The sequence below is a fragment of the Bradyrhizobium sp. JYMT SZCCT0428 genome, assembly GCF_018131075.1.
Lineage (GTDB): Bacteria > Pseudomonadota > Alphaproteobacteria > Rhizobiales > Xanthobacteraceae > Bradyrhizobium.
In genome coordinates this window covers 66,653-92,573 of record NZ_JAFCLS010000015.1, presented here as the reverse complement: position 1 = coordinate 92,573, position 25,921 = coordinate 66,653, and the positions used below count along the sequence as shown (strand labels likewise).

The following is a 25,921-nucleotide window of genomic DNA, read 5'->3' as shown; positions in this document are numbered from 1 at the left end:
CGCTGCCATTAAGCTTTAAATTCTCGTTATTCGCCTCGTCGAAAAAACGGTCGCCGCCTGGCGATCGCGCGACTAAGCGGGATTTGCAACCGAGCTGGGTTTGCCGCCTCGCCGAAAGCGGGCCCACCCCAACGATGACGCGACGCGTAGACCGGCTGTGAGCGAGACCACTGGCGCGAGAACGATGCCGCCCGTGCAGGAACGGCAGCGAGCAGGTGGATGGAAATGAACAATGACCGAAGACAAGAGCAAACTGCTGAGATCGCTTACGATCGATCGCAGCGCCGGCAAGGCGGAGCGATCGGGCAGCCGTTGGTTGCCGATCTCAGCGGTGATTATCATCTGCGTCGCCGGATTCGCCGCCTTTGCCGCATTCGAGTTCCGCAGGCAGGACCCGACCAAAGAGGCCGCATCGCAAACTGCACAGCAGCCCGTCGCACAACCGCAGCCGCCACAGCAGCCGCCAACGAATAGCAAGGCGACCGGCAGCCTGGCCGCCTCCGGCTATGTGGTGGCGCGCCGCAAGGCAACCGTTGCCGCCGAGATCACCGGCAAGGTGGTCGAAGTGTTCATCGACGAAGGCATGACGGTGACCGAGGGGCAGGTCGTCGCGCGGCTCGACAGCGTGCTTGCTGAAAGGGACTATGAGCTGGCCCGCTCGCGCGCCGAGACGGCCAATGCCGCGATCGCCGCGATCGCCGCCGATCTGGAGGACGCGACCCGGATCATGACGCGCGTGCAAACACTCTCGCAGAAGAACTTTGCGACCGAGGCCGATCTGACCAAGGCGCAGGCCCGGGTCGGCGTGCTCAACGCGCAAATGCGCCAGGCGCAGTCGCAATTCGAGACCGCCAAGATCGACGCCAAGCGCAGCGCCTCGATGCTGGACAAGCATCAGATCAGGGCGCCGTTCGCCGGTGTCGTCATCGACCGCAGCGCACAGCCCGGCGAGATGATTTCGCCGATGTCGGTGGGCGGCTACACGCGCACCGGCATCTGCACCATCGTCGACATGGACTCAATCGAGATCGAAGTCGACGTCAATGAGGCCTTCATCGGCCGGGTCGTCGCCGGAGGCGCCGTGAACGCGATGCTGGATGCGTATCCGGACTGGACGATTCCCGCCTCGGTGATTGCCATCGTGCCGACGGCGAACCGCGAGAAGGCCACGGTGAAGGTGCGAATCCGCTTCGAAAAGAAGGATCCGCGCATCCTGCCCGACATGGCGGTGAAAGTGAATTTCCTGGCCGATCTAAAGGACGCCACCAAGACCACCGCCGCGAACTAGCTTCCGGCCGGAAACCTTGAGAGGAGAAAAGCGTGACAGCCGAGCATCCGATGGTTCGCCTTAGCGGCGTAGCCAAGCGTTTCACCAAGGGCAAGGAAACAATCTCGATCTTCGATCATCTCGATCTTGCGATTCCACGCGGCGACTTCATCGCCGTCATGGGACCGTCCGGTTCGGGCAAGACGACGCTGCTCAATCTGCTCGGGGGTATCGATCGCGTCGACGCCGGCGAAATTTCGGTTGCGGACCAGCGCATCGATGGTCTCTCCGAAGGTGAACTCGCCGCCTGGCGGGCCGCCAATGTTGGCTTCATCTTCCAATTCTACAATCTGATGCCGATGCTGACCGCGGCGCAGAACGTGGAGCTGCCGCTGTTGCTCACCAGGTTGAACCGCAAGGATCGCGCCGCGCGCGTTCACACCGCACTTTCCGTGGTTGGACTCGCCGACCGCGTCAAGCACCGTCCGCGCGAAATGTCGGGCGGCCAGCAGCAGCGCGTGGCGATTGCGCGCGCCATTGTCTCGGACCCGAACCTGTTGCTTTGCGACGAACCGACCGGCGACCTCGACCGGCAATCCGCCGACGAGATCCTTTCAATCCTGCAATTGCTCAATGGCGAACTCGGCAAGACCATCGTGATGGTAACGCATGATCCGGCGGCGGCAAACTATGCCAAGCGCGTCCTGCATCTCGACAAGGGCCGCTTCGTCGAACGGGAGCTCGCCGCGTGAACGACTTCGACCTGGTCCGGAAAAACCTGTTTCGCCGCAAATTGCGCGCCGCCCTGATGATCGTGTCGATCCTGATCGCCTTCATGATCTTCGGCGTGCTCGCTGGATTCTACCGCGCCTTCACCGCCGGCGAAGATGCCGCCGCCGCGGACCGCATGATCACCGTCAACAAGATCAACTTCACCCAGCCGCTGCCGATCGCCTACTATAATCGGGTGCGGGCGGTGGAGGGCGTGCGGCAGGTGACCTTCGCCAACTGGTTCGGCGGCTACTATCAGGACCCGAAGAATTTCCTGATGTCGCTGGCGATCGAGCCGAGCACCTATTTCGACGTGTACCGCAGCGAATTCGAAGTTCCGCCCGAACAGCTTCAAGCCTTCATGCGAGATCGCGGCAGCGCGGTGGTCGGCGAAAGCCTGGCGCAGAAGTGGGGCTGGAAGGTCGGCGATCGCATCCCCGTTGCGAGCAATATTTTCAGCCAGAAGAGCGGCGGGCATACCTGGGATCTCACCATTGCCGGCATCGTCAAGGGCAAGGCCGAGCACGTCGACACCAACTTTCTGCTGTTTCAGTACGCCTACTTCGACGAGACCCGCTCGTTCGGCAAGGACACCATCGGCTGGATGATCCTTCAGACCACCTCTCCCGAAAGCAACCCTCGCGTCGCCAAGACGATCGACGCGATGTTCGCCAATTCCACCGCCGAGACCTCGACCGACACCGAAAAAGCGTTCGGCAAGGCGTTCGCGGCCCAGTTCGGCAACATCGCGCTGATTGTACTGCTGGTTGTCGGCGCCGCCTTCGTCACCATCCTGATGATCGTCGGCAATACCATGGCGCTGTCGATCCGGGAGCGCACCCGCGAGATCGGCGTGCTGAAGACGCTTGGCTTTTCGGGCCCGCGGATCCTTGGGATGGTGCTCGGCGAATCCGTCCTGCTGGCCCTGCTCGGCGGAATTCCCGGGTTGGCGATTGCGGCGCTGATCGCCATGGCCCTGCGCACAAGCCTGTCCAACATCGCGCCTGCTTTTGCCGTGTCGCCGACCATCATCATGCAAGGCCTGGCGTTGATGATCGCGCTGGGGCTGATCACGGGGATCATTCCGGCGCTCAACGCCATGCGGCTCAAAATTGCAACCGCGCTTGGACGGGGATAGACATGCGTTCGCTCTGGCTTCAGGTGGCCGCCGTCACCGCCATCAATCTCAGGAGCATAGCGCAGCGGCGCTGGCTCTCGCTCTCGACGGTGATCGCGATCGCGCTGGTGGTGATCGTCCTGCTCGCGTTCCTGGCGATGGCCAACGGATTCCAGCGCACCATCGCGGGATCCGGTGCTGATGACATCGCGATCGTGCTGCGGGCCGGCTCGCAGGCCGAAATCAACAGTACCGTGAGCCGCGATCAGGTACGACTGATCGAGGACGGTCCCGGCATCGCGCGTGGCAGCGACGGCAAACCCCTGATCTCGCCGGAACTCTATCTGGTGGTCGACGGCATCAAACGCTCGACCGGGACCAAGGCCAATTTGCCGCTGCGCGGGATCGGGGAACAGGGCGCCGCGCTGCGCAAGGGCATCACCATCACCGCAGGCCGCATGTTCAACCGGGGCAGCAACGACGTGGTGGTCGGCAAGGCCCTGCTGCGGGAATTCGAGGGATTCGACCTCGGCAGCACCGTGGCCTTCGGCGCCACGCGCTGGACCGTGGTCGGCGTGTTCGAGGCCGGCGGCAGCGTGTTCGAATCCGAGATTTGGGCCGATCTCAACGTGGTGCAGAGCCTGTTCAATCGCAACAATATCGTACAGATCGTGCGCGCGCGCCTCACCGGGCCGGCCGCCCTCAATGAGCTCAAAAGCTATAGCGACAACGATCCGCGGCTGAAGCTCGATGTCAAATCCGAAGCAGCTTACTTCGCGGAACAGGCCTCGCAGACCTCTGATTTAATTCAGAAACTTGGCTGGCCACTGGCGATCGCGATGGCGCTAGGCGCGGTCGCCGGCGCGCTCAACACGATGTATTCGTCGGTTGCCAGCCGCGCGACGGAAATCGCAACGCTGCGCGCCATCGGCTTTGGCGGTTTTCCTGCGTTCGTCGGGACGCTCGCCGAATCGCTGGTGCTCGCCGTCATAGGCGGCTTGCTCGGCGCCGCCGCCACGTATCTGATTTTCGATGGCGTCACGGCGTCCACCCTTGGCGGGAACTTCACCCAGGTGGTGTTCGACTTCAAGCTCAGTCCCTGGCTTATCGCCGAGGGGGTTGGGCTGGCGCTGATCGTGGGCCTGATCGGTGGGCTGTTTCCAGCCCTGCGGGCCGCGCGATTACCGATCGTCGAAGGACTGTACGCGCACTAGAGCCGGGCCCCCCATTGTTACTTTGCATGGGGTTGTTTTCGCGATTTTGTGTCGAGCCGCCTCGCCAGCGCAATCAACGCCCGGTCGGACCAGGCCCGCGCCAGCAGCGTTACGCCCATGGGGATACCGTTGGGCAACACGCCGTTCGGGATCGCTACCGCGCAGAGATCCAGCAGGTTGGCGAAGTAGGAGTAGTGGCCGAGGCGGTTATTCAGCGTGATCGGATCGCTGTGCATCTCGTCCAGCAGGAACGGGCGCGGCGCCGTGGGCACCACCAGCGCATCGATACCGGCGAGGAGATCTTGCGACCGCCGGCGCAGCCGCAACAGCCGGTGCATCGCGGTGAAAGTGTCTACCGCCGAATAGCTCGTCGCCGTCCGGAGCACGGCTTTGGTGACGTCGAGCAGGCGATCGGTATCGACCTCCATCAGCGACGATATCGATGCGCGCCGTTCCGCGACCCAAGGGCCGGTGAACATCATCTCGCCGGCCTCGGCGAACGGAGCAAAGTCGATCTCGACAGCGGTGCCGCCGAGAGCGGAAAATCGCTCGCAGGCCTGTTCATAGAGCGCGCCGCATTCGGGCATCCCGAAGAATTCGAGATCCTTCGCCATGAGGCGGCCGAACCTGAACTTGCCGCTCGCGCGGGCGCTGACGGAGGCCGGCGCGGGCCGGCTGTACGGATCCTCGGGATCGAAGCCTTCCATGACGTCCAGGATCGCGGCGCCTTCCTGCACCGAATTGCAGAAGATCGAGACGCAATCCAGCGTCGGGCAATTCGGCACCAGGCCGCGCGACGACACCAGCCCGACCGTCGGCTTGATGCCGACGATGTCGTTGAAGCCGGCGGGAATGCGGCCCGAGCCGCCGGTATCGGTGCCAAGCGCGAACGTGACGTGGCCGGCGGCGACCGCGACCGCCGAGCCCGAACTGGAGCCGCCCGAGACATAGCGCGGGTCTGCGACGGCAGAGCAGGAGCCGTAGGGCGAGCGCGCGCCGGAGAGGCCGGTGGCGAGTTGGTCGAGATTGGTCTTGCCGATGCAGATCGCGCCGGCCGCGATCAGGCGTTCGACGCTTTCGGCTGAACGTGCCGGCATGTAGCTGAACGCAGGGACGGCGGCCGTCGTCGGCATGCCGGCAACGTCGATATTGTCTTTGACGCCGAACAGGACACCGAGCAGGGGAAGGGTTTCGCCTGAATCGGCGCGTCTCATCAGCGTGCGGCAATGATCCCGCGTCTCCGCGATCGGGCGGACATGGATCCAGCAGTTCCGGTCACGCTCGGTCTCGATCCGCCGATAGGCCGTCTCGATGGCCTGCAGCGGGTCGCTACCGGCAGGGGAGGACGTTGCGAATCGTAGATTGATTTGGTTCACCTGAAAGAACTCCACCCGCGCTGCTTTCGGCAAAACTGGGCGAGCGGGTCGTCACGAACAAGCAATTAAATGCTTCGTGTTCAGGTGCCGCGGCGGTTCACGCCGTCACGAATTCATCGCGCCGATAGCCCTGCGCATACAGCAGCGCGGTGAGATCGCCGTGGTCGATCCGCGCCGCCGCGGCCGCCGCCACTGCCGGCTTGGCGTGATAGGCGACGCCAAGGCCCGCGGCCTCGATCATGCCGAGATCGTTGGCGCCGTCGCCGGTCACCAGTGTGTCGATGTCGTCGAGATCAAAGGACTCGGTGAGTTCGATCAGCGTCGCGAGTTTGGTGGCGCGGCCGAGGATCGGCTCGGTGACTTCGCCCGTGAGCTTGCCGCCCGACACCTTCAATTCGTTGGCGCGGTTTTCCTGGAATCCGATCATCGCGGCGACCGCATTGGTGAACAGTGTAAAGCCGCCCGAGATCAGGCAGGTGTAGGCGCCGTTGGCGCGCATGGTCATGACCAGTTCGCGGCCGCCCGGTGTCGCCGTGATGCGCTTTTTCAGCACTTCATCGACCACGCCGACCGGCATGTCTTTGAGCAGCGCGACGCGCTCGCGCAGCGCTGGCTCGAACTCGATCTCGCCGCGCATCGCGCGCTCGGTTATGGCGGCGACGTGCGCCTTCAGTCCGGCAAAATCGGCCAGTTCGTCGATGCATTCCTGGCCGATCATGGTGGAATCCATGTCGGCGAGAAAAAGCTTCTTGCGCCGGAAGGCGGCAGGCTGCACGACAATGTCGATCGGCAAGTCGCCGCGCGCCTGGCGCAGGCGGGCCTCGATCGCCTTGATATCCTCGCTGCCGGTGAAGGGGATATCGACCGCGACTTCGTCGAACAGCCATTGGGCCGTGCCGGGCGAGGGCAGGACGGCCAGCGCGCCGTCGACGATGGTGGAGTCGAGCGCGGGGTTGACGGGATTGCAGATGAGCGTGGCGACGAGGGACATGCAGGCGAATTCGCGTTTGGGGAATAAGGCCGTGCTTATCGCAGGGCCGACCGCCAGCGGCAAGTCGGCGCTGGCCCTTGAGCTGGCGCAAAAAGCCGGCGGCGTCGTCATCAACACCGATTCCATGCAGGTCTATCGCGATCTTCGCATCATCACGGCCCGCCCGACGCCCGCCGAAGAGGCGCAGGCGCCGCATTGGCTCTATGGCCATGTCGATGCCGCCGTGAACTTTTCCGCCGGCGCGTGGGTCGCGGACGCCGCCAAAATGCTGTCGGAAGCACAGGTCGCAAAACGCCTGCCGATCTTCGTCGGCGGTTCCGGGCTCTATTTCAAGGCGCTGACGCGCGGCCTGTCGGCGGTGCCGCCGATCCCGGCGGATGTGCGCGACAGCGTGCGCGCGCGGCTGGAGCGCGATGGCGTCGAAGCGCTGCACGCCGAGCTGGCGCAGCGCGACCCGGTAACGGCGGAACGCCTGAAACCGCGCGACCGCGCCCGCATCGCACGGGCGCTCGAGGTGGTCGAGGCGACCGGCCGCGCGCTGACCGACTGGCACCGCGAAGGCCTGCCGCCGCTGCTGCCGCAAGGCGAGTTTCACGCGCTATTTCTGTCGCCCGAGCGCGACCAGCTCTATGGGCGGATCGATGCGCGGTTCGACGCCATGCTGGAGGCAGGCGCATTGGAGGAGGTGGCCGCACTGGCCGCCCGACACCTCGACCCGCTGCTGCCGGCGATGAAGGCCCACGGCGTGCCGGCGCTGATCCGGCATTTGAACGGCGAGATCAGCCAGACAGAGGCCGCCGAAATCGGCCGCGCGGACACCCGCCACTACGCCAAGCGGCAGTTCACCTGGTTCCGGCACCAATTGCCGGAGTTTGAGTGGGTGGCGCCGGAGGCGGCGCTGGGGTGGCTGGAGTCGAAGGTCTCCTCCGAGCCCGGATGAGCGTAGCGACATCCGGGATCTCACACCCCTGCCGCCCCGGATGTCGCTACGCTCATCCGGGCTACGGCTTCCCAGGCCCCCTGCATGGCAGGGAACAGCAAATTCGCACTCGCCGAACGGCCGGAACCCCGTTACACTGCCTTAATCGGGCTGAAAGCGTCCTTCCCTTGACTTCCGGGGTTCGGTCGCTATAACCCGCGTAATCTTCGGGAAGTCTGGACCGTCCGATGCGTAATATTATTACCAAGCTCCTTATCGTAGTCGTACCCTGGCGCACCGCCCGGGATGGCTGAGGCCATCCAGTTGCAGGCGGTGTGCATAGGGCCTCTGGGGCCCTTTTTTATTTCCCGAATCCAAGCCGACGAAGCCGCGCAGACATAGCGCATCCGGAGCAAGCCAAGGAAAACGTCATGACCGACAAGAGCCACGATCCGAACCAGATGACCGGTGCTGCGATGATCGTGCGCGCGCTCATCGATCATGGCGTCCAGCATTTGTTCGGCTATCCCGGCGGTGCGGTGCTTCCGATCTATGACGAGATCTTCCAGCAGAGCGAGGTCGAGCACATCCTGGTGCGGCACGAGCAGGGGGCCGGCCATGCCGCCGAAGGTTATGCGCGCTCGACCGGCAAGCCGGGCGTCGTGCTGGTGACTTCCGGCCCCGGCGCCACCAACATGGTGACGCCGCTGACGGACGCGCTGATGGATTCGATTCCGCTGGTCTGCATCACCGGCCAGGTGCCGACGCATCTGATCGGCAATGATGCGTTCCAGGAATGCGACACCGTCGGCATCACGCGGCCCTGCACCAAGCACAATTGGCTGGTGCGTGACGTCAACGATCTCGCCAAGGTGCTGCACGAGGCGTTCTACGTCGCCACGACAGGCCGTCCCGGCCCCGTCGTGGTTGACGTGCCAAAGGACGTGCAGTTCGCGACCGGCACCTATCATCCGCCGCGCAAGTCCGACGTGCATGTTTCCTACACGCCGCGGGTCAAGGGCGACGCGACGCAGATCCGCAAAGCCGTGGCGCTGCTCGCCGGCGCAAAGCGCCCGGTGATCTACAGCGGCGGCGGCGTCATCAATTCCGGACGCGAAGCCTCGAAATTGCTGCGCGAACTGGTCGAAGTCACCGGCTTTCCGATCACTTCGACCCTGATGGGGCTCGGCGCCTATCCCGCGACCGGCAAGAACTGGCTCGGCATGCTCGGCATGCACGGCACGTATGAATCCAACATGGCGATGCATGATTGCGACGTCATGCTGTGCGTCGGCGCGCGCTTCGACGACCGCATCACCGGCCGCACTGACGCGTTCTCGCCGGGCTCGAAGAAGATCCACATCGACATCGATCCGTCCTCGATCAACAAGAACATCCACGTCGACGTGCCGATCATCGGCGACTGCGGCAACGTGCTCGGCGACCTGTTGCAGGTGTTCAAGGCGGAAGCGAAAAAGCCTGATATCAAGGCGTGGTGGCAGGAGATCGCCGTATGGCGGGCGCGCAATTCGCTGGCCTACCGGAAGAACAGCGAAGTCATCCTGCCGCAATATGCCATCGAGCGGCTGTTCGAGGCGACGCGCGGGCACGACACCTACATCACGACCGAAGTCGGTCAGCACCAGATGTGGGCGGCGCAGTTCTTCGGCTTCGAGGAGCCGCACCGCTGGATGACCTCGGGCGGCCTCGGCACCATGGGCTACGGGCTGCCGGCCGCGCTCGGCGTGCAGGTCGCGCATCCGGACAGCCTCGTGATCGATATCGCGGGCGATGCCTCGGTGCAAATGACGATGCAGGAGATGTCGACGGCGGTACAGTTTGAACTGCCGATCAAGATCTTCATTCTGAACAACCAGTATATGGGCATGGTGCGGCAGTGGCAGCAGCTGCTGCACGGCAACCGGCTGTCGCATTCCTATTCGGAGGCGCTGCCGGATTTCGTCAAGCTGGCGGACGCGTTCGGCTGCGTCGGCCTGCAGGCTATCAAGCCCGGCGACCTCGACGGAGCGCTCAAGGAAATGATCTCGGTCAAGCGCCCGGTGCTGTTCGATTGCCGTGTCGCGGCGCTGGAAAATTGCTTCCCGATGATTCCGTCCGGCAAGGCGCACAATGAAATGCTGTTGCCAGCGGAAGCGACCGACGAAGCGACCGCGGCGGCCTTTGCCGGCGGCAAGGCGCTGGTGTGACGGCGATGTTTGACCTGGGGCAACTCGAGCACGCGCACAGGATCGTCGGGGCAGCGATGCCGCCGACGCCGGCGCATGCGTGGCCGCTGCTGGCGCAGCGGCTCGGCGCCGACGTGGTCGTCAAGCACGAGAACCACACCCCGATCGGCGCCTTCAAGGTGCGGGGCGGGCTGGTCTATGTCGAGCGGCTGCAACGCGAGCGGGCGCAGACCTCAGGAATCATCTCGGCGACGCGCGGCAATCACGGCCAGAGTCTCGCCTTCGCCGCGCGCCGTTTCGGCGTGCCGGCAACGATCTATGTGCCGCATGGCAATTCGGCCGAGAAAAACCAGTCGATGCGCGCTCTCGGCGCCAACCTCATCGAGCATGGCGAGGATTTTCAGTCCGCCCGCGAGGAATGCGAGCGTCACGCCGAACGCGAGGGCCTCGAGCTGGTGCCGTCCTTCCACCGCGACCTCGTGATGGGGGTTGCCACCTACGCGCTGGAATTGCTGCGCGCCGCTGATGATATCGATGTGCTCTATGTGCCGATCGGGCAGGGCTCCGGCATCTGCGGCTGCATCCTGGCGCGTGATCTGCTCGGGCTAAAGACTGACATCGTCGGCGTGCAGTCGACGGAAGCGCCGTCCTATGCGCTGTCGTTCGCGGCCGGCACCGTGGTGAAGACCAACAGCAGCAATACGCTGGCCGACGGCATGGCGACCCGCGTTCCCGATGCCGAGGCGCTGGCGATCATTCGCAAGGGCGCCTCGCACATCGTGCAGGTGACCGACGACGAAATCGCCGACGCGGTGCGGGCCTACTGGACCGATACCCACAATCTCGCCGAGGGCGCCGGCGCCGCAGCGCTCGCCGCAGCCCTGCAGGAGAAGCCGAAGCTCCGCGGCAAGCGGGTCGGGCTGATCCTGTCCGGCGGCAATATCGATTTCGATCTGTTCTGGAAATGGATCGCCCGCAACGAAAATGTCACCGCCGCCAAGGCACTGGCGTAGCCAAGATTTGGGAACGACAATGAACCAGCCCGCATCCGCCTATTTCCTCGAAGAGCGCCACGATCCGACAGAGTCGCACACGCTCTCGGTGCTCGTGCAGAACGAGCCGGGCGTGCTCGCGCGCGTGATCGGGCTGTTCTCCGGCCGCGGCTACAACATCGAAAGCCTCACGGTCTCGGAGACCGAGAGCCAGAAACATCTCTCCCGCATCACCATCGTCACCACGGGAACGCCGATGGTGATCGAGCAGATCAAGCACCAGCTCGATCGCATGGTTCCGGTCTACCGCGTTGTCGACATGACTCTGACCGGCCGCTCGATCGAGCGCGAGCTTGCCATGGTGAAGGTGCGCGGCGGCGGCGACAACCGCGTCGAGGCGCTGCGGCTGGCTGACGCGTTCCGCGCCCGCGTGATCGACGCCACCACCGAAAGCTTCGTGTTCGAGATCACCGGCAATTCCGCCAAGGTCAGTCAATTCATCGACCTGATGCGACCGATCGGCCTTGTCGAGGTGTCGCGCACCGGTGTTGCCGCGATCGGGCGCGGGCCTGAGGGGATGTGAACCATGCTGGCGCGCGACTGGTATTACAATCAACGGCGGCAACTCGGGCTCGATTCCGCGGTCGCCTCGATCTACGACCGGCATGACGACAGCGACATCCGCGCCCGCGCGGCGCTGACCATGCTCGGCGTCGAGCGCGGCTGGCGGGTGGCCGATATCGGCTGCGGCAACGGTGTGTTGGCCGTCGAGGCGGCGCTGATGGGCGCCGAGGTCGACGCCATCGACATCTCGCCGGCGATGCTGGCGCTCGCCAACATCCAGGCGCGCGACCGCAAGGTCGCGGTCCGCACCCAGCCGGCGGGCATGTTGAGCTTCGCCTACCAGCCGAATTCCTACGACCTGATCGTCAGTGAATTCACGCTGCATCATCTGCCGGATTTCTGGAAGGCGGTGGCGCTGGCGCGGATCCATGCCGCGCTGAAGCCCGGCGCGAATTTCTACCTGCGCGACATCGTCTTTGTCAGCATGCCCGACGGCGTCGATCGCGACGTCGAGGCGTGGGCCGATTTCTCGATCAAGAACCACGATTTCGAGCGCGAGAGCGTGGTCACCCATATGCGCGATGAATATTCGACCTTCGGCTGGGTGATCGAGCGCATGCTGACCGATGTCGGCTTCACGCTGGAATCGGTCGATTACCACGCGCCGCTGCACGGCACTTATCTTTTGCGCAAACCGAAGCCGGACCATCAACAGAGCTAGAAAAAATGAAACCGGCCGATGTCTGCATCGCCGTGATGCTGCTGGCGAAGCGTTCGCAAGCCTCCTCAAAAACAGTTCTGCCAAAGATCGCGTGAGGCCACCATGTCACATTCGCTGCTGATCGCCTTCGTGCTGTTCGCCACCGTGATGTTCTTCACGCCGGGGCCGAACAACATCATGCTGCTGTCCTCGGGGCTGACTTACGGGTTCCGCCCGACCATCCCGCACATCGCCGGGATCACGGTCGGCTTTGCGTTCATGGTCGGCGCGGTCGGGCTTGGCCTTGGCACCATCTTCATCGCCTATCCGGTGCTGCAGACGGTCCTAAAATATGCCGGCGTCGTTTACCTGATCTATCTTGCCGCCGCGATCGCGATGTCCGGGCCGGTTTCGGCCGACCAGGACAACCGCCGCGGGCCAATGACCTTCTGGGGCGCGGCCATGTTCCAATGGGTCAACGCCAAGGGCTGGGTCATGGTGATCGGCACCATCACGGCCTATGCGGCGATCGCGGCCTATCCCTGGAACATCGCGATCCAGGTCGTCCTCAGCCTATTGCTGGGGGTGCTTTCCTGCACCGCCTGGGCGCTGTTCGGCAGCGCGCTGCGGCCGGTCCTGACCTCGCCGAGGGCGGTCCGGGCCTTCAATATCGTGATGGCGGTGCTGCTGCTGGCCTCGCTCTACCCGGTCTTCATGGACGCATGATGCCGCACCGCGCCATGCAGAAACGGGTTTCCCAGAAAGCGGAAAATGCTCTAGACAACGCCGGAAATTCGCGGGCGACCGGCGCTCCATCCTAACCCAAATGCCTGATTAACCGGCCCATTCTGGCCACCGATGAGGAAACGACTATGCGAGTTTATTACGATCGTGATGCCGACCTGAACCTGATCAAGGGCAAGAAAGTCGTCATCGTCGGCTACGGCAGCCAGGGCCACGCCCATGCGCTGAACCTGAAGGATTCCGGCGTCAAGGAAGTGGCCATTGCGCTGCGCAAGGGCTCGGCCTCGGCCAAGAAGGCGGAAGCCGCCGGCTTCAAGGTGATGGAAGTCGCTGAGGCCGCCAAATGGGCCGACCTCGTCATGATGCTCACCCCCGACGAACTGCAGGGCGACATCTACCGCGAGCATCTGCACGACAACATGAAGAAGGGTGCGGCGCTGGTGTTCGCGCACGGCCTCAACGTGCACTTCAACCTGCTCGACCCGCGCGCCGATCTCGACGTGCTAATGATCGCGCCGAAGGGCCCCGGCCACACCGTGCGCTCGGAATATCAGCGCGGCGGCGGCGTGCCCTGCCTGATCGCGATCGCCAAGGACGTGTCCGGCAACGCCCACGACCTCGGCCTGTCCTATGCCTCGGCCGTTGGTGGCGGCCGCGCCGGCATCATCGAGACCACGTTCAAGGAAGAGTGCGAGACCGATTTGTTCGGTGAGCAGGTGGTGCTCTGCGGCGGCCTGGTCGAACTGATCAAGGGCGGCTACGAGACGCTGGTGGAAGCCGGCTACGCGCCAGAGATGGCCTATTTCGAGTGCCTGCACGAAGTGAAGCTGATCGTCGACCTGATCTATGAAGGCGGCATCGCCAACATGAACTACTCGATCTCCAACACCGCCGAATACGGCGAATACGTCACCGGCCCGCGCATCGTGACCGCCGAAACCAAGGCCGAGATGAAGCGCGTGCTCGCCGATATCCAGAGCGGCAAGTTCGCCCGCGACTGGATGCTGGAGAACAAGGTCAACCAGACCTCCTTCAAGGCCACCCGCGCCAAGCTCGCCGAGCATCCGATCGAGGAAGTCGGCGCCAAGCTCCGCGACATGATGCCGTGGATCAAGAAGGGCGCGCTGGTCGACAAGACCAAGAACTGATCGTCCGACGGTCAAGACGAATTAGGGCCGCGCATTGCGCGGCCCTTTTTCATTCGCAGGATCGGTAGGGTGGGCAAAGCGCAAGCGTGCCCACCATTCTCATTCACGGACGAGCGCCATCCGGCGCGGGCGGTACGTGCGGCTGCTTCTCGATCCGGTTGTGCAACTGCCAGAAGCGCACAGTGCGCTGGGCGGTTTCCATCGACAGTTTCCTATAGTCCCGTTCCGCAACAGCTAGTGTCTGATTGTCGATCTTCAGCTTCACCGGGCGGTTGCGCAGGATGCTCTCGACCGTCGGCCAGTTCAGACGGGCCGACCGGCAGGGAATCAGGATCAGGTCGGAGCGGGGCCCTTCGATCAGGCGGGCCATCATTTCGGCCGGCACGTCGTTGAGGACCGCGAGCGAGACCATGACCTCGTCGAACTTCTTCGCCTCGGCGAAACCATAGACGGCCGCGTCGTCCAGCTCTTTCAGTTCCATCATCAGCCTGACCAGTTCTTCGGCCACGCGGAAGTCGCGCCCGGACGGAGGTCCCTCGCGCACGATGTCCTCGATCACCCGCCGGATCTCTTCCTGGAGTGCGGGCGGCGCAAGGGCCAACAGCCGGGTGCGAACGGCGTCCTTGGCGCGGCGCAGCAGGTCGCGCAGGAATTTGACGGGAAGATCGAGGCGCAGGCCGAGGATCTCGACCAGTTCGTCGTCAGCTTCGGAATGGGCGACCATGCCGGAATAGCCGGCCTCGGAGAACCGCGCGGTCGCGTTTTTCGCGAGCCTGCGAATGACCTTGGTTTGGCCGCGATCGACGATCACGTCGGTGACGGCCTCCGGCAAATTGTCGCGCGCCGAAATCGCGAGCAGATGGTCCTGGCCCTTGCTGCTGGCGATCTCGACCAGTGCTTCGGTGCTGATGCGGCTGGAATGGGTCAGCACCTCGCCGGCGACCGCGATTTCGTCGTCCCATGCGAGATATTGGATGACTTCGAACGGCGCGTAGTCGAGCGGTGCCAGCCGCTTGCTGAGCTCGGTTCTCGCCCGCGTCTCGACGCGTGCGATCAAGAGGCAGAGCACGTCGTCAAACACCTTGACCTGGTCTTCGCTGAGGCGTTCGCCGTCATTGAGGAAGAGATCGGTGACCGGACGCAGGGTTTCGACGCGTCGGGCTGGCGATCCACCCCTTACGGCATCTTCGAGTTCGGCGATAATCGAGTGAGCCGGCTGTTGCGCCATTGTGGCGGCCTGTTTGTTGTTTCAATTTCAGCACGCACAATGGCGAGTGCGGTCTTTCGCGAGTGTTAAGGGAAAGCCCGTAGAAATGCGGAACGACAGCACTGAAAACAGGCAATTGCGAAATTCGCAACCATTGTCGCGAAATTCGCCGCATGCGTGCGCCGAACATTGTCCGCTTTGCATTCCTGATTGCTTTACCACGCAGCGCGACGTTGCATGCCGTTATATTGCGCCGTGACCAGCGCCTGACCGCTGGCATTCGCGCGATTTGCGCCGTTTCCGGTATTTTGACTGGCAGCTATCCTCCCAAACCGTTCGAAGGCGAAGCGCTCCGACAACAGGCCATCAAGCGTGCTCCACTGCCGAGGAGGCGGTCCATGACGCGCGCGCTAAGGATTTTTTCACGATGAATTCTGTTAAGGCCGGACTTGCGTTCCTCACCCCTCCTGCAAGAACGGAGGGCGGGCGCGCGCGCCGTCGTGACGGGAATTTTGGCCGCCGCCGCCGCGCATTGCACTTCTCTCGATCCGGATTACATCAACCCCGCCTCACGGAGGGGGAGACAATCATGAGATCCGTCGTCATCACCGGTGCATCCACCGGCATCGGCTGGGCTGCCGCGAAACTGCTGCTCGATCGTGGCTTTCGCGTGTTCGGCAGCGTGCGCAAGCAGGCCGACGCGGACCGCCTCAGGGTTGAGTTCGGCGCCAATTTCACGCCGCTGCTGTTCGACGTCACCGACGAGGCCGCGGTGCTGGCCGCCGCGCGCGAGGTGCGCAGCCAATTGAGCGGCGAAACGCTCGCCGGCCTCGTCAACAATGCCGGCATCGCGGTGGCGGGTCCGGTGCTTGAACTCGCGGCCGACGAATTCCGCCGCCAGATGGAGGTCAATGTGATCGGGCCGGTTATCGCAGGCGTTCGGCCCGCTGCTTGGCGCCGATCCGTCACTGAAGGGACCAAAGGGGCGCGTCGTCATGATCTCCTCGGTCTCGGGGAAAAATGGCGTCCCGATGACGTCGGCCTATGCGGCCTCCAAGCACGCGATCGAGGGGCTGTCGGAGAGCCTGCGCCGCGAATTGATGCTGTTCGGGATCGACGTCATCATCATCGCGCCCGGCGCAGTAAAAACGCCGATCTGGAGCAAGGCCGAGGAAGTCGAAATATCCGGACACGAACTCGCCGTTCTTTCCGGCGCTGCAAAAGGTCCGCGCCTACATGCTGCAGCTTGGTTCGATCGGATTGCCCGCGGAGAAAATCGCCGCGAAGATCTTCGACGCGCTGACGCTGCCAAATCCCAAGGTTCGCTATTCGATCGTGCCCGATCCGCTTCAGGTGTTGGCGGCGGCGCTGCTGCCCAAGCGCACCGTCGACAGGATCATCGCCCGGCGCCTTGGCCTGACGCCGCAAGCATGACGACGATCGGCAAGACCAACGCGGAGCTGACCGAACTCGTCAACGAGGCGCTTGGCGGTCAACCGGGATGCGAGACGGCGCGCATCACCGGTCTTCAACCGGTGCCGGGCGTCCGCGGCGGCCGCAACTGGGAAATCCCGAGCGTCGCGCTCGGCGACAGCCTGATCAGCGACGTCGATCGCGCCGTGATTACGATTCATCGCCGATTGGGCCGCACGTTTCATCTGATCTGATATCACCGCATGGGCGCGCAGGCGCAGCGGCCGTCATCCCGCCTGCATCGTGCGCGGCGTTCGCGCCGCGGCCATGCTGATCATCCGCAAGGCGAACACCGCCAGCAGCGGGACCAGGAACAGCGCGTATAGCGGCATGTCGGGAATTCGCTTGCCGAACGAGACCATGAACTGAAACAGCAGATAATAGCCGCCGATCAGATGCAGCCTGCGCCAGGCGCTCGCGCCGAGGGCCTTGGCTGACCGGTCGAATGACGTTGCCGTCATCGCGATGATGACGGCATAGCCGATGCCGCCGAAAATGTAGGAGGTGAGCGAGGTCGCGGCCGCGTAGCCCGCGGGATCCATCATTGCGAAGGCGGCGATCGCAACCGCATGAATGCCGTGCGAGGCTGCGAAGGTCACGCCGAGGGTGCGGCGGTTGCGGCGCTGGCATCGCGTCCAGGCGTTGGGCCAGAGCCGCGCCAGCGCGGCGGCGCTGAAGGCGAGACAAAAGAACAGCAGCGAGGTCCGCGCCGTGAAGCGGATCACCATGCGCACGCCATCGACCTCGAATTGCCGCATGCCGGCGATCCAGACGCTAAGCGCGAGCAGGGGCAGCGCCAGCACGGCGAACAGCCGCCAGCCTTCGAACCAGTTTTGACGGCTTTCCGACATCGCGCGTTCCCCTGCAGTAAATGTAATCATCAGTTACATATGCGCGTCACGCATCGTCAATCCGTGTAATCGATGCTTACATTCACAAGGGGGTGATGTTAGGAGGGACGATGCGTTCCTCGGCCAAGCCTCCTTCCGTCAAACTGCCGGCCAAGCCGCTTCGCCGCACGGCGCGCGCGCCGGCGCCAAAGCCCTATCACCATGGCGATCTCCGCCGGGTTCTGATCGACGCCGCGCTGCAACTGGTCGGCGAGGGCGGTCCTGACGCGGTCAGTGTCCGCGAGGCTGCCCGCCGCGCCGGGGTGTCGCCCGGGGCGCCGTTCCGGCATTTTCCCAGCCGCGACGCCCTGATGAACGCGGTCGCCGAGGAGGCGCAGCGCAGGTTCCGGGCCGAGATCGAAGCGGCGCTGGCCGAGGCACCGGCCAACAATCCAGCCAACAATCCACCCAACAATCCCTTGGGCCGGTTCCGGAGCCTGGGCCTCGCGTACCTGCGCTGGGCGATGAAGAACCCGACCCATTTCGAGATCATTTCCAGCCGGCGCTTTTTTGATCACGACAAGGCGGCCGGCGTCTCGCAGGACAATGCCGAACTGATCGACTTGGCCGAACGCACGCTGGCGGAGGCGTTTGCGCAGGGGCAATTGCGCTCGGCGGACCTGAAACAGGTGCAGATCGCCGGCCGGGCGCTGGTCTATGGCTTCGCCCGGATGAATATCGACGGTCATTTTCCGCGCTGGGGCGTCGCGGATGCCGAAGGCACCGCGGAAGCTATCCTCGATCTCTTCATAGAAGGTATCGCCAAGGTTCCCGGCAGATCCGCTTGATGCATTTCAGGCGCTTTCCACCGCGCGTCACGCACGAAGCCGGAACCGGCAATCTCGCCGCGCGTTGAGCAAGCGCGGCAAGGCGTTCCGCCACTGTTCGCTGCTGCACAATTTAAAGACTGCATCCTGAACCGGGAGGACGCCCGTGGTCAGAGAAGGTCCTGCGCAACCCGCACCACCGCCAAAAGAACCCTATCCCGCCGACAAGGCGCGAGGCGCCGAGGTGATCCTCAATACGCCGCTCAGAAAGTGGACCTTCTTTGGCGGGCTTATCGGCGCGATTCTGCTGGTGCTCGCCTTGAGCCTTGTTCGCCTCGGAAGCGGCTAACGGAGACTGCCATGAAACGAAACCTGTTCTGCGCGATGTTCGTGCTGAGCCTGAACGGTGCCGGTCTCGCCCAGCCCGCGGGAAACGTCCCCGCATTCTACATCGTGCTGAACTCGCTGACGAAGACCTGCACGGTGGTCGACAAGACCCCTCGCACCGATACACCCAACATCACGGTGGCCAGCGATACGATCTACAAAACGCGAGCCGAGGCGGAAACCGCGGTCAAGACGCTGAGGCCATGCAACCAATAGAGCGGCATCCGCAACGCATCAGCCTGCCAGTTACTTCTTGAGAGGCCCGAGCAGCCTTTCGTAATGCGTCTTGACCGAACCGTAGCATTCGCAGGCACTCGCCTGCAGCGCTTCTGCATCCACGATCTGGATCTTGCCGCGGGCATATTTGATCAGACCCGCCTCCTGCAATGTCCTGGCCACCGCGGTCACACTCGTTCGTCTGACACCCAGCATCTCACCAAGATATTCCTGCGTGAACGGCAGGTAATCACTATCGGACAAATCTCTCGCGCGCAGCAACCAGCGGCAGAACCGCGCTTCCACCTGGTGCGTGGCAAAACATGCAGCGGATTGCTGGGCCTGGGCGTAGACCGTTTGTTCGTGCCGCATGAGCAGGGCAAGCAGTTTCGGGCTTTGCATTGCGACGGATTTCAGGGCTTCGATGTCGCATACGACGATTTCACCGCTGAGCTGAATGATGCCGCGGCTCACCGCTATCTTGCCGTCAAGCGCTGCGGAAGCACCCACCACACCGTCCTTGCCGATCATGGCCGCTTCGACCATTTCGCCGGTCGACAGCGTGATCACGAGCGACACCACGGCGCTGGTCGGAAAGTAGACGTGGCGGATTCGCTGGTCCGCCTCGAACAACACCCGGTGCTGGTCGAATTGTGCGGCCTTCAAATGCGGACCGAGAAGTTTCATGTCGGACGGTGGGAAAAGGCTGAGCAATTGATTGTTCATGAAATGCGATCCTGCTGACAGGCGGGAGCGCGAACTACTCTCAGCTATCGGTGCCTTGGCGGGATACCCGATAATTCCCGGACGGTACGTCAACTACCGGACATAGCAAGAAAATAATCCCACTATGTCGGGTATCGGACAGACGCTGGAACGCATTCGGCGAACGATCCGACAGGATCACAACGGGCTCGCGAACCTCCATTTTGCAGGATGCCGTTTGGCGCGCCGCGACTAGCAGGGCCCGATCAAACCAGCCGGCGAGAAATGCATGAAGGAAGGATCATGTCCAAAATGCCGGACGTCCCCCTTTCCTCGATCGAACGGCCGCGCTGCGGCAGGTGCCTCACCCGGATGATGCTGGCCCGCTTAGCGCCACTGCCTGACGGGTCGGAGGAGCGGACTTTCGAATGCCCGAAATGCAACGCGATCGAGACCAGGACGGTTGCCGACCCGCTGAAATCGGAAGCCGTCGTGCGGCTGACGACCAATGTCCGGCCGCCGGTTTGACGAAGACCTGAGCTTGACGGAGATCGCGATGCGGGTCGCGGGCGCCTCTGCGTGGACCATCGTGATCGCCGTCTCGATATTCTTCGCGATCCTGTTTTTCCTCGGGGCGGGCTGATGGTCTGGCTTGGCTCAGGTCGCCCGCGACGGTCCTGCGCCTTGGCAGGGAGGCGCGAGGGGCTGGCTGGAGGTCAGCGGTGTGGGCCGGAGCCCTGCCGGATTCACTAAAGCTTTGCGTTGCAACGGCAAATTCATTGCCTGTTCATGACGTTTACACTACGTTTTCATGACACGATCCAGGTTCCGGCTGCGTCGTGCGCCTCCTGGCCGTCGCCAGCCAAGGCATTTGCATTGCGCCGGGTAGTGTTGCGTCCCGCCCATGGCGCCCGCGCCAAACCCAGGTTCCTCTGCCACCGCTGCGGTTACCGCAGGCCTTGCCGCGATCGGCATATGGCGGCTGTTGGCCGTCGCCGCGCCGCAGATGGCCGCACTGGCGATCATGCTGCAGACCGAGGCCGATTTCGGCTCGCGCCTGTGCTTCGCACTCTCCTGGGGCATCCTGAACCTGCTGTTCATCGCGCTGCTGCGGCGCCCCGCGCTGTCGGGTGCGCTGTCGCTGACGCTGGTGGTGGTGCTGGTGCTGCTGTCGCGCCTCAAGCACGACGTTGTGCAAATGACCGCCAACTTCGTCGATCTGATGGTGATCGATCGCGACAGTGCAGCATTCCTGTTTACGATTTTTCCAAACCTGCGCTGGTCGGTAATCTCGGCGGGCCTTGTGACGATTCCGCTGATGTATGCGCTGTGGTGGCTCGATCCGTTCCGGATCCGCCGGTTGCCGGCGCTGGCGGGAATGCTCGCCTGCCTTGCCGCGCTCACGGGATACGCCTTTGCCTGGCCGGACGATGCCTGGCGCGGCTACTATCCCGACGGCTATCTGTCCAAATTCGCCCGTTCCGGCGTTACCGCGGTCTCGGATTTCGTCAACTACGGCTTCATGGAGTCCGACGCCGTCGCCGCCGGCCGCCTCAAGCTGCCGCTGGTGGATTCATGCGCCCCGGCGGGGCGGCGGCCGCACATCATCATGGTCCATGATGAGTCGAGCTTCGATATTCGCCAGGCGCAGGGCGTCAAGGTTCCGGCGGGCTACGGCAGCCATTTCGACTCCTTCGACGGCAAGGCGCGCAAGTTCGTGGCCGAAAGCAGCGGCGGGGCGAGCTGGTTCACCGAATACAATGTGCTGGCCGGGCTTTCATCGCGCTCGTTCGGCCGGTTTTCCTACTTCGTGACCCGTATCGCAGCGGGCCGCGTCGAGCGCGGCTTGCCGCTCGCGCTGCGCCGCTGCGGTTACAGCACGACCTCGCTCTATCCCGCCCACGGCGCGTTCATGAGCGCCCGCGGCTTCCACACCACCACCGGCATCCAGAAATTCTACGATGCACGCGATCTCGGCGCCAAGGGCATCGAGCCCGACAGCTTCTTCTACGACAAGGCGCTGAACCTGCTGTCGCAGAACGCAGCATTGAACCCGCAGTTCATTTTCGTCTATCTCGCCGCCAATCACTTCCCGTGGGAGACGCCGTTTCGTGCCGACCTGACGCCATCCTGGTCGAAGCCCGGCAACGCGCCGGTGGTCGATGAATATGTGCGCCGGCAGACCATGAGCGCCAACGACTACGCGGCGTTCGTCGCCGGCTTGAAGAAGAAATTTCCGGCGCAGCCGTTCCTGATCGTGCGCTATGGCGACCATCAACCGGAATTCTCGTCGCATGTTCTCGATCCCGGGATCGACGAAATCGCCGCCGGCAAGAAATTCGAGAGTTACGATCCACGCTATTTCACCACCTATTATGCGATCGACGCCATCAACTTCGAACCGGTCAAGAGCCCTGCGGTGATGGAAACCGTCGACGCGGCCTATCTGCCGCTGGTGGTCCAGGAGGCCGCCGGCATCCCGCTCGATCCCTCCTTTTCGGAGCAGAAGAGCATCATGCTGCGTTGCAAGGGCGTGTTCTATGCTTGCAAGGGCGGCGCGGAAGCCCGACGCTTCAACCGGCTCCTGATCGACGCCGGTTACGTGAAAAACCTCTAGCAACAAGGGAGGGCAGCATTCCAGCCTCCGCCAAACCCGCAGCAAGCCGGACCGACGATACAGCATCGCGCGGGGCCTGGTTCTATGCCGGCGTCGGCGTGGTCGCCGCGTTGCATCTTGCGGCCCTGGCTGTCCTGCTCAGCACGGAATACGGATTCGTTGGGATCACGCTCGCGCTGCTGGCGTGGGTTTTTGTGAATTGCCTGTTGCTGCTGGTGCTGCGGCGGCCCGGCGTCGCCGCGGCGCTGGCGCTGGTTTTGGTGGTGCTGCTGATCGTGCTGTCGCGCTTCAAGTTCGACATTCTGCAGCTATCACTGACCTTCCTCGATTTCCTGATCGTCGATCGCGATACGTTTTCGTTTCTGCTCTCGGTGTTTCCACAACTCCGGACGCAGCTTATCGTGGCGGCGGTGATTGCCGTTCCGCTGCTGTGGGCGATCTGGCGCGCCGATCCGCTTCGCGCAGCGCGCGGCCCGGTGCTGGCGGTTCTTGCCGCCACGACCGTATCGATGTCGGCGCTGTCGGTCGCGGCCCCCGAGCAGCCTTGGGAGCCGTTCCAGGGCATCAATCATATTTCCAACCTCGCGCGCTCGGGCGTGGTCGCGGTGTCGCGGCTGGCCTCGACCGGATGGATTGAGGCCGATCCGCCGGCGCGCGGCTCGCTTGGCCTGGCCCCGGGGGCGCACGCCACGGCCCGGCCGGCGCTGCCGCCAGACGAAAAATGCGATACCACTGCCAAGCGCCCGCACATCATCATGCTGCTCGACGAGTCGAGTTTCGACATCACCGCAGCACCGGGTGTCAAGGTTCCGCCAGGCTATTCCGACTTCTTCAAGTCCATTGACGGCAAGCAACGGACCATGATCGCGGAGGCGACCGGCGGCCCGACCTGGTACACCGAGTTCAATGTCCTGACCGGCATGTCGGCGCGCTCGTTCGGCGATTTGAAGTTCTACGTCACGAGGATCACCGCGAACCGCATCGAGCGTGGCCTGCCGCAAGCGCTGCAGCGCTGCGGCTACAAGACCGTCTCGCTCTATCCGACCTATGGCGACTTCCTCAGCGCGCGGGCGTTCCAGAAGGGGGTCGGCGTCAACAGGTTCATCGACATGGCCGACATGGGCGTCGATGAGGACATGCAGCCAGACAAGTTCTACTTTGATCAGGCCTTGAAGGCGTTTGCTGACGAGCAAGTGTCACAGTCGCCGGTCTTCATGTTCGTGTATCTCACGGCCAATCATTTTCCCTGGACCAGCGTCTATCGGCCCGATCTGACGCTGGACTGGAAACCGCCGGGAAATACGCCGGAGATCGACGAGTATATTCGCCGCCAGAGCATGACGGCAAAGGACTACCGCGATTTCACCGCACGGCTGGCGCGCGACTATCCAGACCAGTCGTTCCTGGTGCTGCGCTTCGGCGATCATCAACCGGCCATCTCGCAGAAACTGCTCGAGCCCGGCATCGACCGGAAGCTGCTGGGGCAACGTTTGATGAGCGCGGATCCGCGCTACTTCTCGACCTACTATGCGCTGGATGGAATCAACTTCCAGCCGCCGGATCTGTCGTCGGCCCTCGCAACCCTCGATGCCGCCTACATTCCGCTCGTCATCCAGGACGCCGCCGGCATTCCGCTCGATCCCTCGTTCAAGGAGCAGAAGAGCATCATGCTGCGATGCAAGGGCGTGTTCTATGCCTGCAAGGACGGCGCGGAAGCCAGGCGCTTCAACCGCCTCCTGATCGACGCCGGCCTGGTGCGGGGACTGTAGTGGCGTTGGGTGGGCAAAGCGCTAGCGTGCCCACCATCTAGTTCGGAGAGCAATGGTGGGCACGGCGCGAAGTGCGCCTTTGCCCACCCTACCTTCGGCATCACTTATTTCTTCTTCACGGCGGCAAGGATGCGGTCGGCTTCAACGCGCCAGTCGGGGCTGCGGGCAAACGCGTCGGTGCCTTTCGTGCCGAACAGGCCTTCGTCCGCGAGATCGGCGATAAAGGCCTGGCGTTCGGCGGTGCCTTCCGCCGACCACGGTGTGAGGCCGGCCTCGCGCACGGTCTCAGCCACTTCGCGAACCTCCTCGCTGCGGCGACGGCCATGCTCGATCACGCGCTGGAAGAAATAGGCGCCCTGCTTTTCCCAGTCGATGCCGGGAAAGGTTTCTTTGAGCGACGCCAGCACGGCGTCCTCGACGCCATAGGCGCGCGCGGTCGTAAAACTCTCGATCACCATCGCTTCCAGGCCCTTGATCATCACGCTGCGGCACATCTTGACCGCCGAAGCGACGCCTAATGCCTTGCTTGCCACCTTGGCGTCGAAGCCGAGCCGCACCAGCAGCGGCGCGAGCGCCTCGGCGCCGCTGCCGCCAAGCAACAGGGGCACCTTGATCCGGTACGGCGGGATCGACGTCATCACTGCGCCTTCGACATAGCGGCCGCCCTTGCCGTCGATCAGGCCGGCGGCGCGCTGCTTGGCGCCCGGCGATGCCGAATTGAAATCGAGGAACCAGGCGTCCTGCCTCACGGCCGGCGCGCAAGCCTGCGCGACGGGGACAGCCTGGCTCGCGGTGACGGCGGAAACAATGAAATCGGCACCCGCGGCGAGATCGGCATGGGACGCCGCAAGCGCGACGCCATGCGCGAAAGCATGGTCGCGCAGGGCTGAGCCTGTCTGATCGCTGCGCAGCTTGATATCGTAGGCCGCGACCTTCACGTCCTGCTTGCGCAGGTCTTCGGCGAGAATGCGACCCACTTCGCCATAGCCGACGAGGCCTACGTTCCACTGTCTTGGGTCGGTCGATACAACGGTCATTTGAGACATTCTCCAGATTAAGGCTTCAATACGCTTGCAACGAACGCAACCGCGCGCGCGATCGCGTCGCGGGTCGCGGACGCATTGGCGGCGTCGCTCTGGCGCGAGGGACTGGGATCGTCGAAACCATGCGCCGCACCGGGATAGAGCTGGAACTGGATGTCGCCGCCGATCGCGCGGCTTTTGGCGACGAAGTCGGCACAGCGCCGCGGCGAGACTTCCTCGTCGGCTGATCCATGCAGCACGCGCACCGGCGCGTAAGGCTTGAGCCCGTCGGCGAATTGGCCTTTCAGGCCGCAGCCCGGGTAGAACGCCAATCCGGCCCGGAAGCCGGTTGCGGGCGTCGGCGTGGTGATGCCGGGCGCGGTCACCGACATCGTGGCGAGCGTGGCGCTGCCGCCGTTGGACCAGCCCTGCAACGCGACCCGATCTGATATCACGTCGCTGCGCGTTCGCAGGTAAGCGAGGGCACCATAGGCGTCGAGCGGACGAATGGTGATTTCATTCAATTCATCGGGCCGGGAATCGTAGCTGAAACGGGGAAAACCAGTTGGATAACCGCGAGGACCAAAACCATCGACCAGGATGGCGAGATAACCTTGCCGCGCCCAGATGTGTCCCCATTGCTGATTGCGTTTCGATAGCGTCGAGGCGTCATATTTGCCGTTGGCGGCCGAAGAATAGACGCCGGCGCGGCCATGCATCATCACCACCGCAGGCGTGCGCGATGCATGCGGCACCTCCGGCGTGAAGACATAGCCGACCAGCGTCGTTCGCCCGTCGGCACTGGCGAAGGTGACGCGCGCAGGCAAGGATGCCGCTGTGGCATCGGCCATTCCGAATATCAAGCCCGACATAACAGCG

Annotated in this window: 27 protein-coding genes and 1 pseudogene; 21 read left to right on the top strand and 7 right to left on the bottom strand. The window is 63.7% G+C overall.

What is annotated here, in order from left to right:
• Positions 1-232 precede the first annotated feature (232 nt).
• Genes JQ575_RS17455 through JQ575_RS17440 form a run of 4 tightly spaced genes read left to right on the top strand, consistent with a single transcriptional unit; the run spans position 233 to position 4,369 of the window.
• Complete coding sequence (locus JQ575_RS17455; RefSeq protein WP_212034455.1) at positions 233-1,288, top strand: efflux RND transporter periplasmic adaptor subunit; 1,056 nt, start codon at positions 233-235, stop codon at positions 1,286-1,288.
• A 50-nt stretch (positions 1,289-1,338) separates the two neighbouring features.
• Positions 1,339-2,019, top strand: coding sequence for an ABC transporter ATP-binding protein (locus JQ575_RS17450; protein ID WP_212034530.1), 681 nt, complete (start codon positions 1,339-1,341; stop codon positions 2,017-2,019).
• Positions 2,016-3,176, top strand: coding sequence for an ABC transporter permease (locus JQ575_RS17445; RefSeq protein ID WP_212034454.1), 1,161 nt, complete (start codon positions 2,016-2,018; stop codon positions 3,174-3,176). Before JQ575_RS17450 ends, JQ575_RS17445 begins: the two co-directional genes overlap by 4 nt.
• Positions 3,177-3,178: 2 nt before the next feature.
• On the top strand, positions 3,179-4,369 hold the full coding sequence (locus JQ575_RS17440; protein ID WP_212034453.1) for an ABC transporter permease: 1,191 nt from the start codon (positions 3,179-3,181) through the stop codon (positions 4,367-4,369).
• A 17-nt stretch (positions 4,370-4,386) separates the two neighbouring features.
• On the opposite strand, the gene atzF is transcribed toward JQ575_RS17440, so the two are convergent.
• Together atzF and serB are read right to left on the bottom strand one after the other, a co-directional pair.
• Positions 4,387-5,745, bottom strand: coding sequence for an allophanate hydrolase (gene atzF, locus JQ575_RS17435; protein WP_212034452.1), 1,359 nt, complete (start codon positions 5,743-5,745; stop codon positions 4,387-4,389).
• A 97-nt stretch (positions 5,746-5,842) separates the two neighbouring features.
• Complete coding sequence (serB, locus tag JQ575_RS17430) at positions 5,843-6,736, bottom strand: phosphoserine phosphatase SerB (RefSeq protein ID WP_192737979.1); 894 nt, start codon at positions 6,734-6,736, stop codon at positions 5,843-5,845.
• Here serB and miaA point away from each other — a divergent pair.
• The 7 genes from miaA (at position 6,735) to ilvC (ending at position 13,989) form a co-directional block, all read left to right on the top strand.
• Positions 6,735-7,676 carry a tRNA (adenosine(37)-N6)-dimethylallyltransferase MiaA gene (gene miaA / locus JQ575_RS17425; RefSeq protein ID WP_212034529.1) on the top strand — a complete coding sequence of 314 codons (942 nt, stop codon included), beginning with the start codon at positions 6,735-6,737 and terminating at the stop codon, positions 7,674-7,676. The genes serB and miaA overlap by 2 nt on opposite strands.
• Positions 7,677-8,086: 410 nt before the next feature.
• Positions 8,087-9,862 (top strand): acetolactate synthase 3 large subunit, encoded by a 1,776-nt coding sequence (locus JQ575_RS17420; protein WP_212034451.1) that lies wholly within the window; start codon positions 8,087-8,089, stop codon positions 9,860-9,862.
• A gap of 5 nt (positions 9,863-9,867) precedes the next feature.
• Complete coding sequence (locus JQ575_RS17415; RefSeq protein ID WP_212034528.1) at positions 9,868-10,854, top strand: threonine dehydratase; 987 nt, start codon at positions 9,868-9,870, stop codon at positions 10,852-10,854.
• A gap of 19 nt (positions 10,855-10,873) precedes the next feature.
• Positions 10,874-11,416, top strand: a complete 543-nt coding sequence (ilvN, locus tag JQ575_RS17410) for an acetolactate synthase small subunit (RefSeq protein ID WP_192737977.1) — start codon at positions 10,874-10,876, stop codon at positions 11,414-11,416.
• A 3-nt stretch (positions 11,417-11,419) separates the two neighbouring features.
• Positions 11,420-12,118, top strand: a complete 699-nt coding sequence (locus tag JQ575_RS17405; RefSeq protein WP_192737976.1) for a class I SAM-dependent methyltransferase — start codon at positions 11,420-11,422, stop codon at positions 12,116-12,118.
• A 102-nt stretch (positions 12,119-12,220) separates the two neighbouring features.
• Entirely contained in the window at positions 12,221-12,823 is a 603-nt protein-coding gene (locus JQ575_RS17400; RefSeq protein ID WP_212034450.1) for a LysE family translocator, read from the top strand.
• Between the two features lie 146 nt (positions 12,824-12,969).
• A complete protein-coding gene (ilvC, locus tag JQ575_RS17395) occupies positions 12,970-13,989 on the top strand; it encodes a ketol-acid reductoisomerase (RefSeq protein ID WP_212034449.1) in 1,020 nt (339 codons plus the stop codon).
• Between the two features lie 103 nt (positions 13,990-14,092).
• On the opposite strand, the gene JQ575_RS17390 is transcribed toward ilvC, so the two are convergent.
• Complete coding sequence (locus JQ575_RS17390; RefSeq protein ID WP_212034448.1) at positions 14,093-15,217, bottom strand: DUF2336 domain-containing protein; 1,125 nt, start codon at positions 15,215-15,217, stop codon at positions 14,093-14,095.
• A gap of 152 nt (positions 15,218-15,369) precedes the next feature.
• Between JQ575_RS17390 and JQ575_RS17385 the strand changes: the two genes are divergently transcribed.
• The 3 genes and pseudogenes from JQ575_RS17385 (at position 15,370) to JQ575_RS17375 (ending at position 16,863) form a co-directional block, all read left to right on the top strand.
• Entirely contained in the window at positions 15,370-15,627 is a 258-nt protein-coding gene (locus tag JQ575_RS17385; RefSeq protein ID WP_212034447.1) for a hypothetical protein, read from the top strand.
• Positions 15,628-15,785: 158 nt separating this feature from the next.
• Positions 15,786-16,630 (top strand): annotated as a pseudogene (locus JQ575_RS17380) (SDR family oxidoreductase).
• Positions 16,627-16,863 carry a hypothetical protein gene (locus JQ575_RS17375; RefSeq protein WP_212034446.1) on the top strand — a complete coding sequence of 79 codons (237 nt, stop codon included), beginning with the start codon at positions 16,627-16,629 and terminating at the stop codon, positions 16,861-16,863. Before JQ575_RS17380 ends, JQ575_RS17375 begins: the two are co-directional and overlap by 4 nt.
• A 33-nt stretch (positions 16,864-16,896) precedes the next feature.
• On the opposite strand, the gene JQ575_RS17370 is transcribed toward JQ575_RS17375, so the two are convergent.
• Positions 16,897-17,520 (bottom strand): hypothetical protein, encoded by a 624-nt coding sequence (locus JQ575_RS17370; protein ID WP_212034445.1) that lies wholly within the window; start codon positions 17,518-17,520, stop codon positions 16,897-16,899.
• Positions 17,521-17,630: 110 nt separating this feature from the next.
• On the opposite strand from JQ575_RS17370, the gene JQ575_RS17365 reads away from it, so the two are divergent.
• The 3 genes from JQ575_RS17365 (at position 17,631) to JQ575_RS17355 (ending at position 18,929) form a co-directional block, all read left to right on the top strand.
• On the top strand, positions 17,631-18,347 hold the full coding sequence (locus JQ575_RS17365) for a TetR/AcrR family transcriptional regulator (protein ID WP_212034444.1): 717 nt from the start codon (positions 17,631-17,633) through the stop codon (positions 18,345-18,347).
• A 145-nt stretch (positions 18,348-18,492) separates the two neighbouring features.
• Positions 18,493-18,675, top strand: coding sequence for a hypothetical protein (locus JQ575_RS17360; RefSeq protein WP_212034443.1), 183 nt, complete (start codon positions 18,493-18,495; stop codon positions 18,673-18,675).
• A gap of 11 nt (positions 18,676-18,686) precedes the next feature.
• Complete coding sequence (locus JQ575_RS17355) at positions 18,687-18,929, top strand: hypothetical protein (protein ID WP_212034442.1); 243 nt, start codon at positions 18,687-18,689, stop codon at positions 18,927-18,929.
• Positions 18,930-18,959: 30 nt separating this feature from the next.
• On the opposite strand, the gene JQ575_RS17350 is transcribed toward JQ575_RS17355, so the two are convergent.
• Positions 18,960-19,565 (bottom strand): Crp/Fnr family transcriptional regulator, encoded by a 606-nt coding sequence (locus JQ575_RS17350; protein ID WP_312015957.1) that lies wholly within the window; start codon positions 19,563-19,565, stop codon positions 18,960-18,962.
• 372 nt (positions 19,566-19,937) lie between these two features.
• Between JQ575_RS17350 and JQ575_RS17345 the strand changes: the two genes are divergently transcribed.
• The 4 genes from JQ575_RS17345 to JQ575_RS17335 all read left to right on the top strand — a co-directional run bounded on the left by JQ575_RS17345 (position 19,938) and on the right by JQ575_RS17335 (position 24,020).
• A complete protein-coding gene (locus tag JQ575_RS17345) occupies positions 19,938-20,162 on the top strand; it encodes a response regulator (protein WP_212034440.1) in 225 nt (74 codons plus the stop codon).
• A gap of 13 nt (positions 20,163-20,175) precedes the next feature.
• On the top strand, positions 20,176-20,277 hold the full coding sequence (locus JQ575_RS44650; RefSeq protein ID WP_249166703.1) for a Cir/Yir/Bir family protein: 102 nt from the start codon (positions 20,176-20,178) through the stop codon (positions 20,275-20,277).
• Between the two features lie 261 nt (positions 20,278-20,538).
• A complete protein-coding gene (locus JQ575_RS17340; RefSeq protein ID WP_212034439.1) occupies positions 20,539-22,251 on the top strand; it encodes a sulfatase-like hydrolase/transferase in 1,713 nt (570 codons plus the stop codon).
• A 98-nt stretch (positions 22,252-22,349) separates the two neighbouring features.
• The gene (locus JQ575_RS17335; protein ID WP_312015952.1) at positions 22,350-24,020 is read left to right on the top strand and encodes a sulfatase-like hydrolase/transferase; all 1,671 of its coding nucleotides are present in this window, start codon (positions 22,350-22,352) and stop codon (positions 24,018-24,020) included.
• A gap of 104 nt (positions 24,021-24,124) precedes the next feature.
• Here JQ575_RS17335 and JQ575_RS17330 read toward each other — a convergent pair whose 3' ends face one another.
• Both JQ575_RS17330 and JQ575_RS17325 read right to left on the bottom strand, forming a co-directional pair.
• The gene (locus JQ575_RS17330; RefSeq protein WP_212034438.1) at positions 24,125-25,066 is read right to left on the bottom strand and encodes an NAD(P)-dependent oxidoreductase; all 942 of its coding nucleotides are present in this window, start codon (positions 25,064-25,066) and stop codon (positions 24,125-24,127) included.
• An 8-nt stretch (positions 25,067-25,074) separates the two neighbouring features.
• Positions 25,075-25,893, bottom strand: coding sequence for a dienelactone hydrolase family protein (locus JQ575_RS17325; RefSeq protein ID WP_212034437.1), 819 nt, complete (start codon positions 25,891-25,893; stop codon positions 25,075-25,077).
• Between the last annotated feature and the right edge of the window lie 28 nt (positions 25,894-25,921).

Coding starts and splice junctions, on each gene's coding strand:
- JQ575_RS17455 (WP_212034455.1), top strand. CDS start 233: ATGACCGAAGACAAGAGCAAACTGCTGAGATCGCTTACGATCGATCGC.
- JQ575_RS17450 (WP_212034530.1), top strand. CDS start 1,339: ATGGTTCGCCTTAGCGGCGTAGCCAAGCGTTTCACCAAGGGCAAGGAA.
- JQ575_RS17440 (WP_212034453.1), top strand. CDS start 3,179: ATGCGTTCGCTCTGGCTTCAGGTGGCCGCCGTCACCGCCATCAATCTC.
- miaA (WP_212034529.1), top strand. CDS start 6,735: ATGCAGGCGAATTCGCGTTTGGGGAATAAGGCCGTGCTTATCGCAGGG.
- serB (WP_192737979.1), bottom strand. CDS start 6,736: ATGTCCCTCGTCGCCACGCTCATCTGCAATCCCGTCAACCCCGCGCTC.
- JQ575_RS17420 (WP_212034451.1), top strand. CDS start 8,087: ATGACCGACAAGAGCCACGATCCGAACCAGATGACCGGTGCTGCGATG.
- JQ575_RS17415 (WP_212034528.1), top strand. CDS start 9,868: ATGTTTGACCTGGGGCAACTCGAGCACGCGCACAGGATCGTCGGGGCA.
- ilvN (WP_192737977.1), top strand. CDS start 10,874: ATGAACCAGCCCGCATCCGCCTATTTCCTCGAAGAGCGCCACGATCCG.
- JQ575_RS17405 (WP_192737976.1), top strand. CDS start 11,420: ATGCTGGCGCGCGACTGGTATTACAATCAACGGCGGCAACTCGGGCTC.
- JQ575_RS17400 (WP_212034450.1), top strand. CDS start 12,221: ATGTCACATTCGCTGCTGATCGCCTTCGTGCTGTTCGCCACCGTGATG.
- ilvC (WP_212034449.1), top strand. CDS start 12,970: ATGCGAGTTTATTACGATCGTGATGCCGACCTGAACCTGATCAAGGGC.
- JQ575_RS17390 (WP_212034448.1), bottom strand. CDS start 15,217: ATGGCGCAACAGCCGGCTCACTCGATTATCGCCGAACTCGAAGATGCC.
- JQ575_RS17385 (WP_212034447.1), top strand. CDS start 15,370: ATGCGTGCGCCGAACATTGTCCGCTTTGCATTCCTGATTGCTTTACCA.
- JQ575_RS17375 (WP_212034446.1), top strand. CDS start 16,627: ATGACGACGATCGGCAAGACCAACGCGGAGCTGACCGAACTCGTCAAC.
- JQ575_RS17370 (WP_212034445.1), bottom strand. CDS start 17,520: ATGTCGGAAAGCCGTCAAAACTGGTTCGAAGGCTGGCGGCTGTTCGCC.
- JQ575_RS17365 (WP_212034444.1), top strand. CDS start 17,631: ATGCGTTCCTCGGCCAAGCCTCCTTCCGTCAAACTGCCGGCCAAGCCG.
- JQ575_RS17355 (WP_212034442.1), top strand. CDS start 18,687: ATGAAACGAAACCTGTTCTGCGCGATGTTCGTGCTGAGCCTGAACGGT.
- JQ575_RS17345 (WP_212034440.1), top strand. CDS start 19,938: ATGTCCAAAATGCCGGACGTCCCCCTTTCCTCGATCGAACGGCCGCGC.
- JQ575_RS17340 (WP_212034439.1), top strand. CDS start 20,539: ATGGCGCCCGCGCCAAACCCAGGTTCCTCTGCCACCGCTGCGGTTACC.
- JQ575_RS17330 (WP_212034438.1), bottom strand. CDS start 25,066: ATGTCTCAAATGACCGTTGTATCGACCGACCCAAGACAGTGGAACGTA.
- JQ575_RS17325 (WP_212034437.1), bottom strand. CDS start 25,893: ATGGCCGATGCCACAGCGGCATCCTTGCCTGCGCGCGTCACCTTCGCC.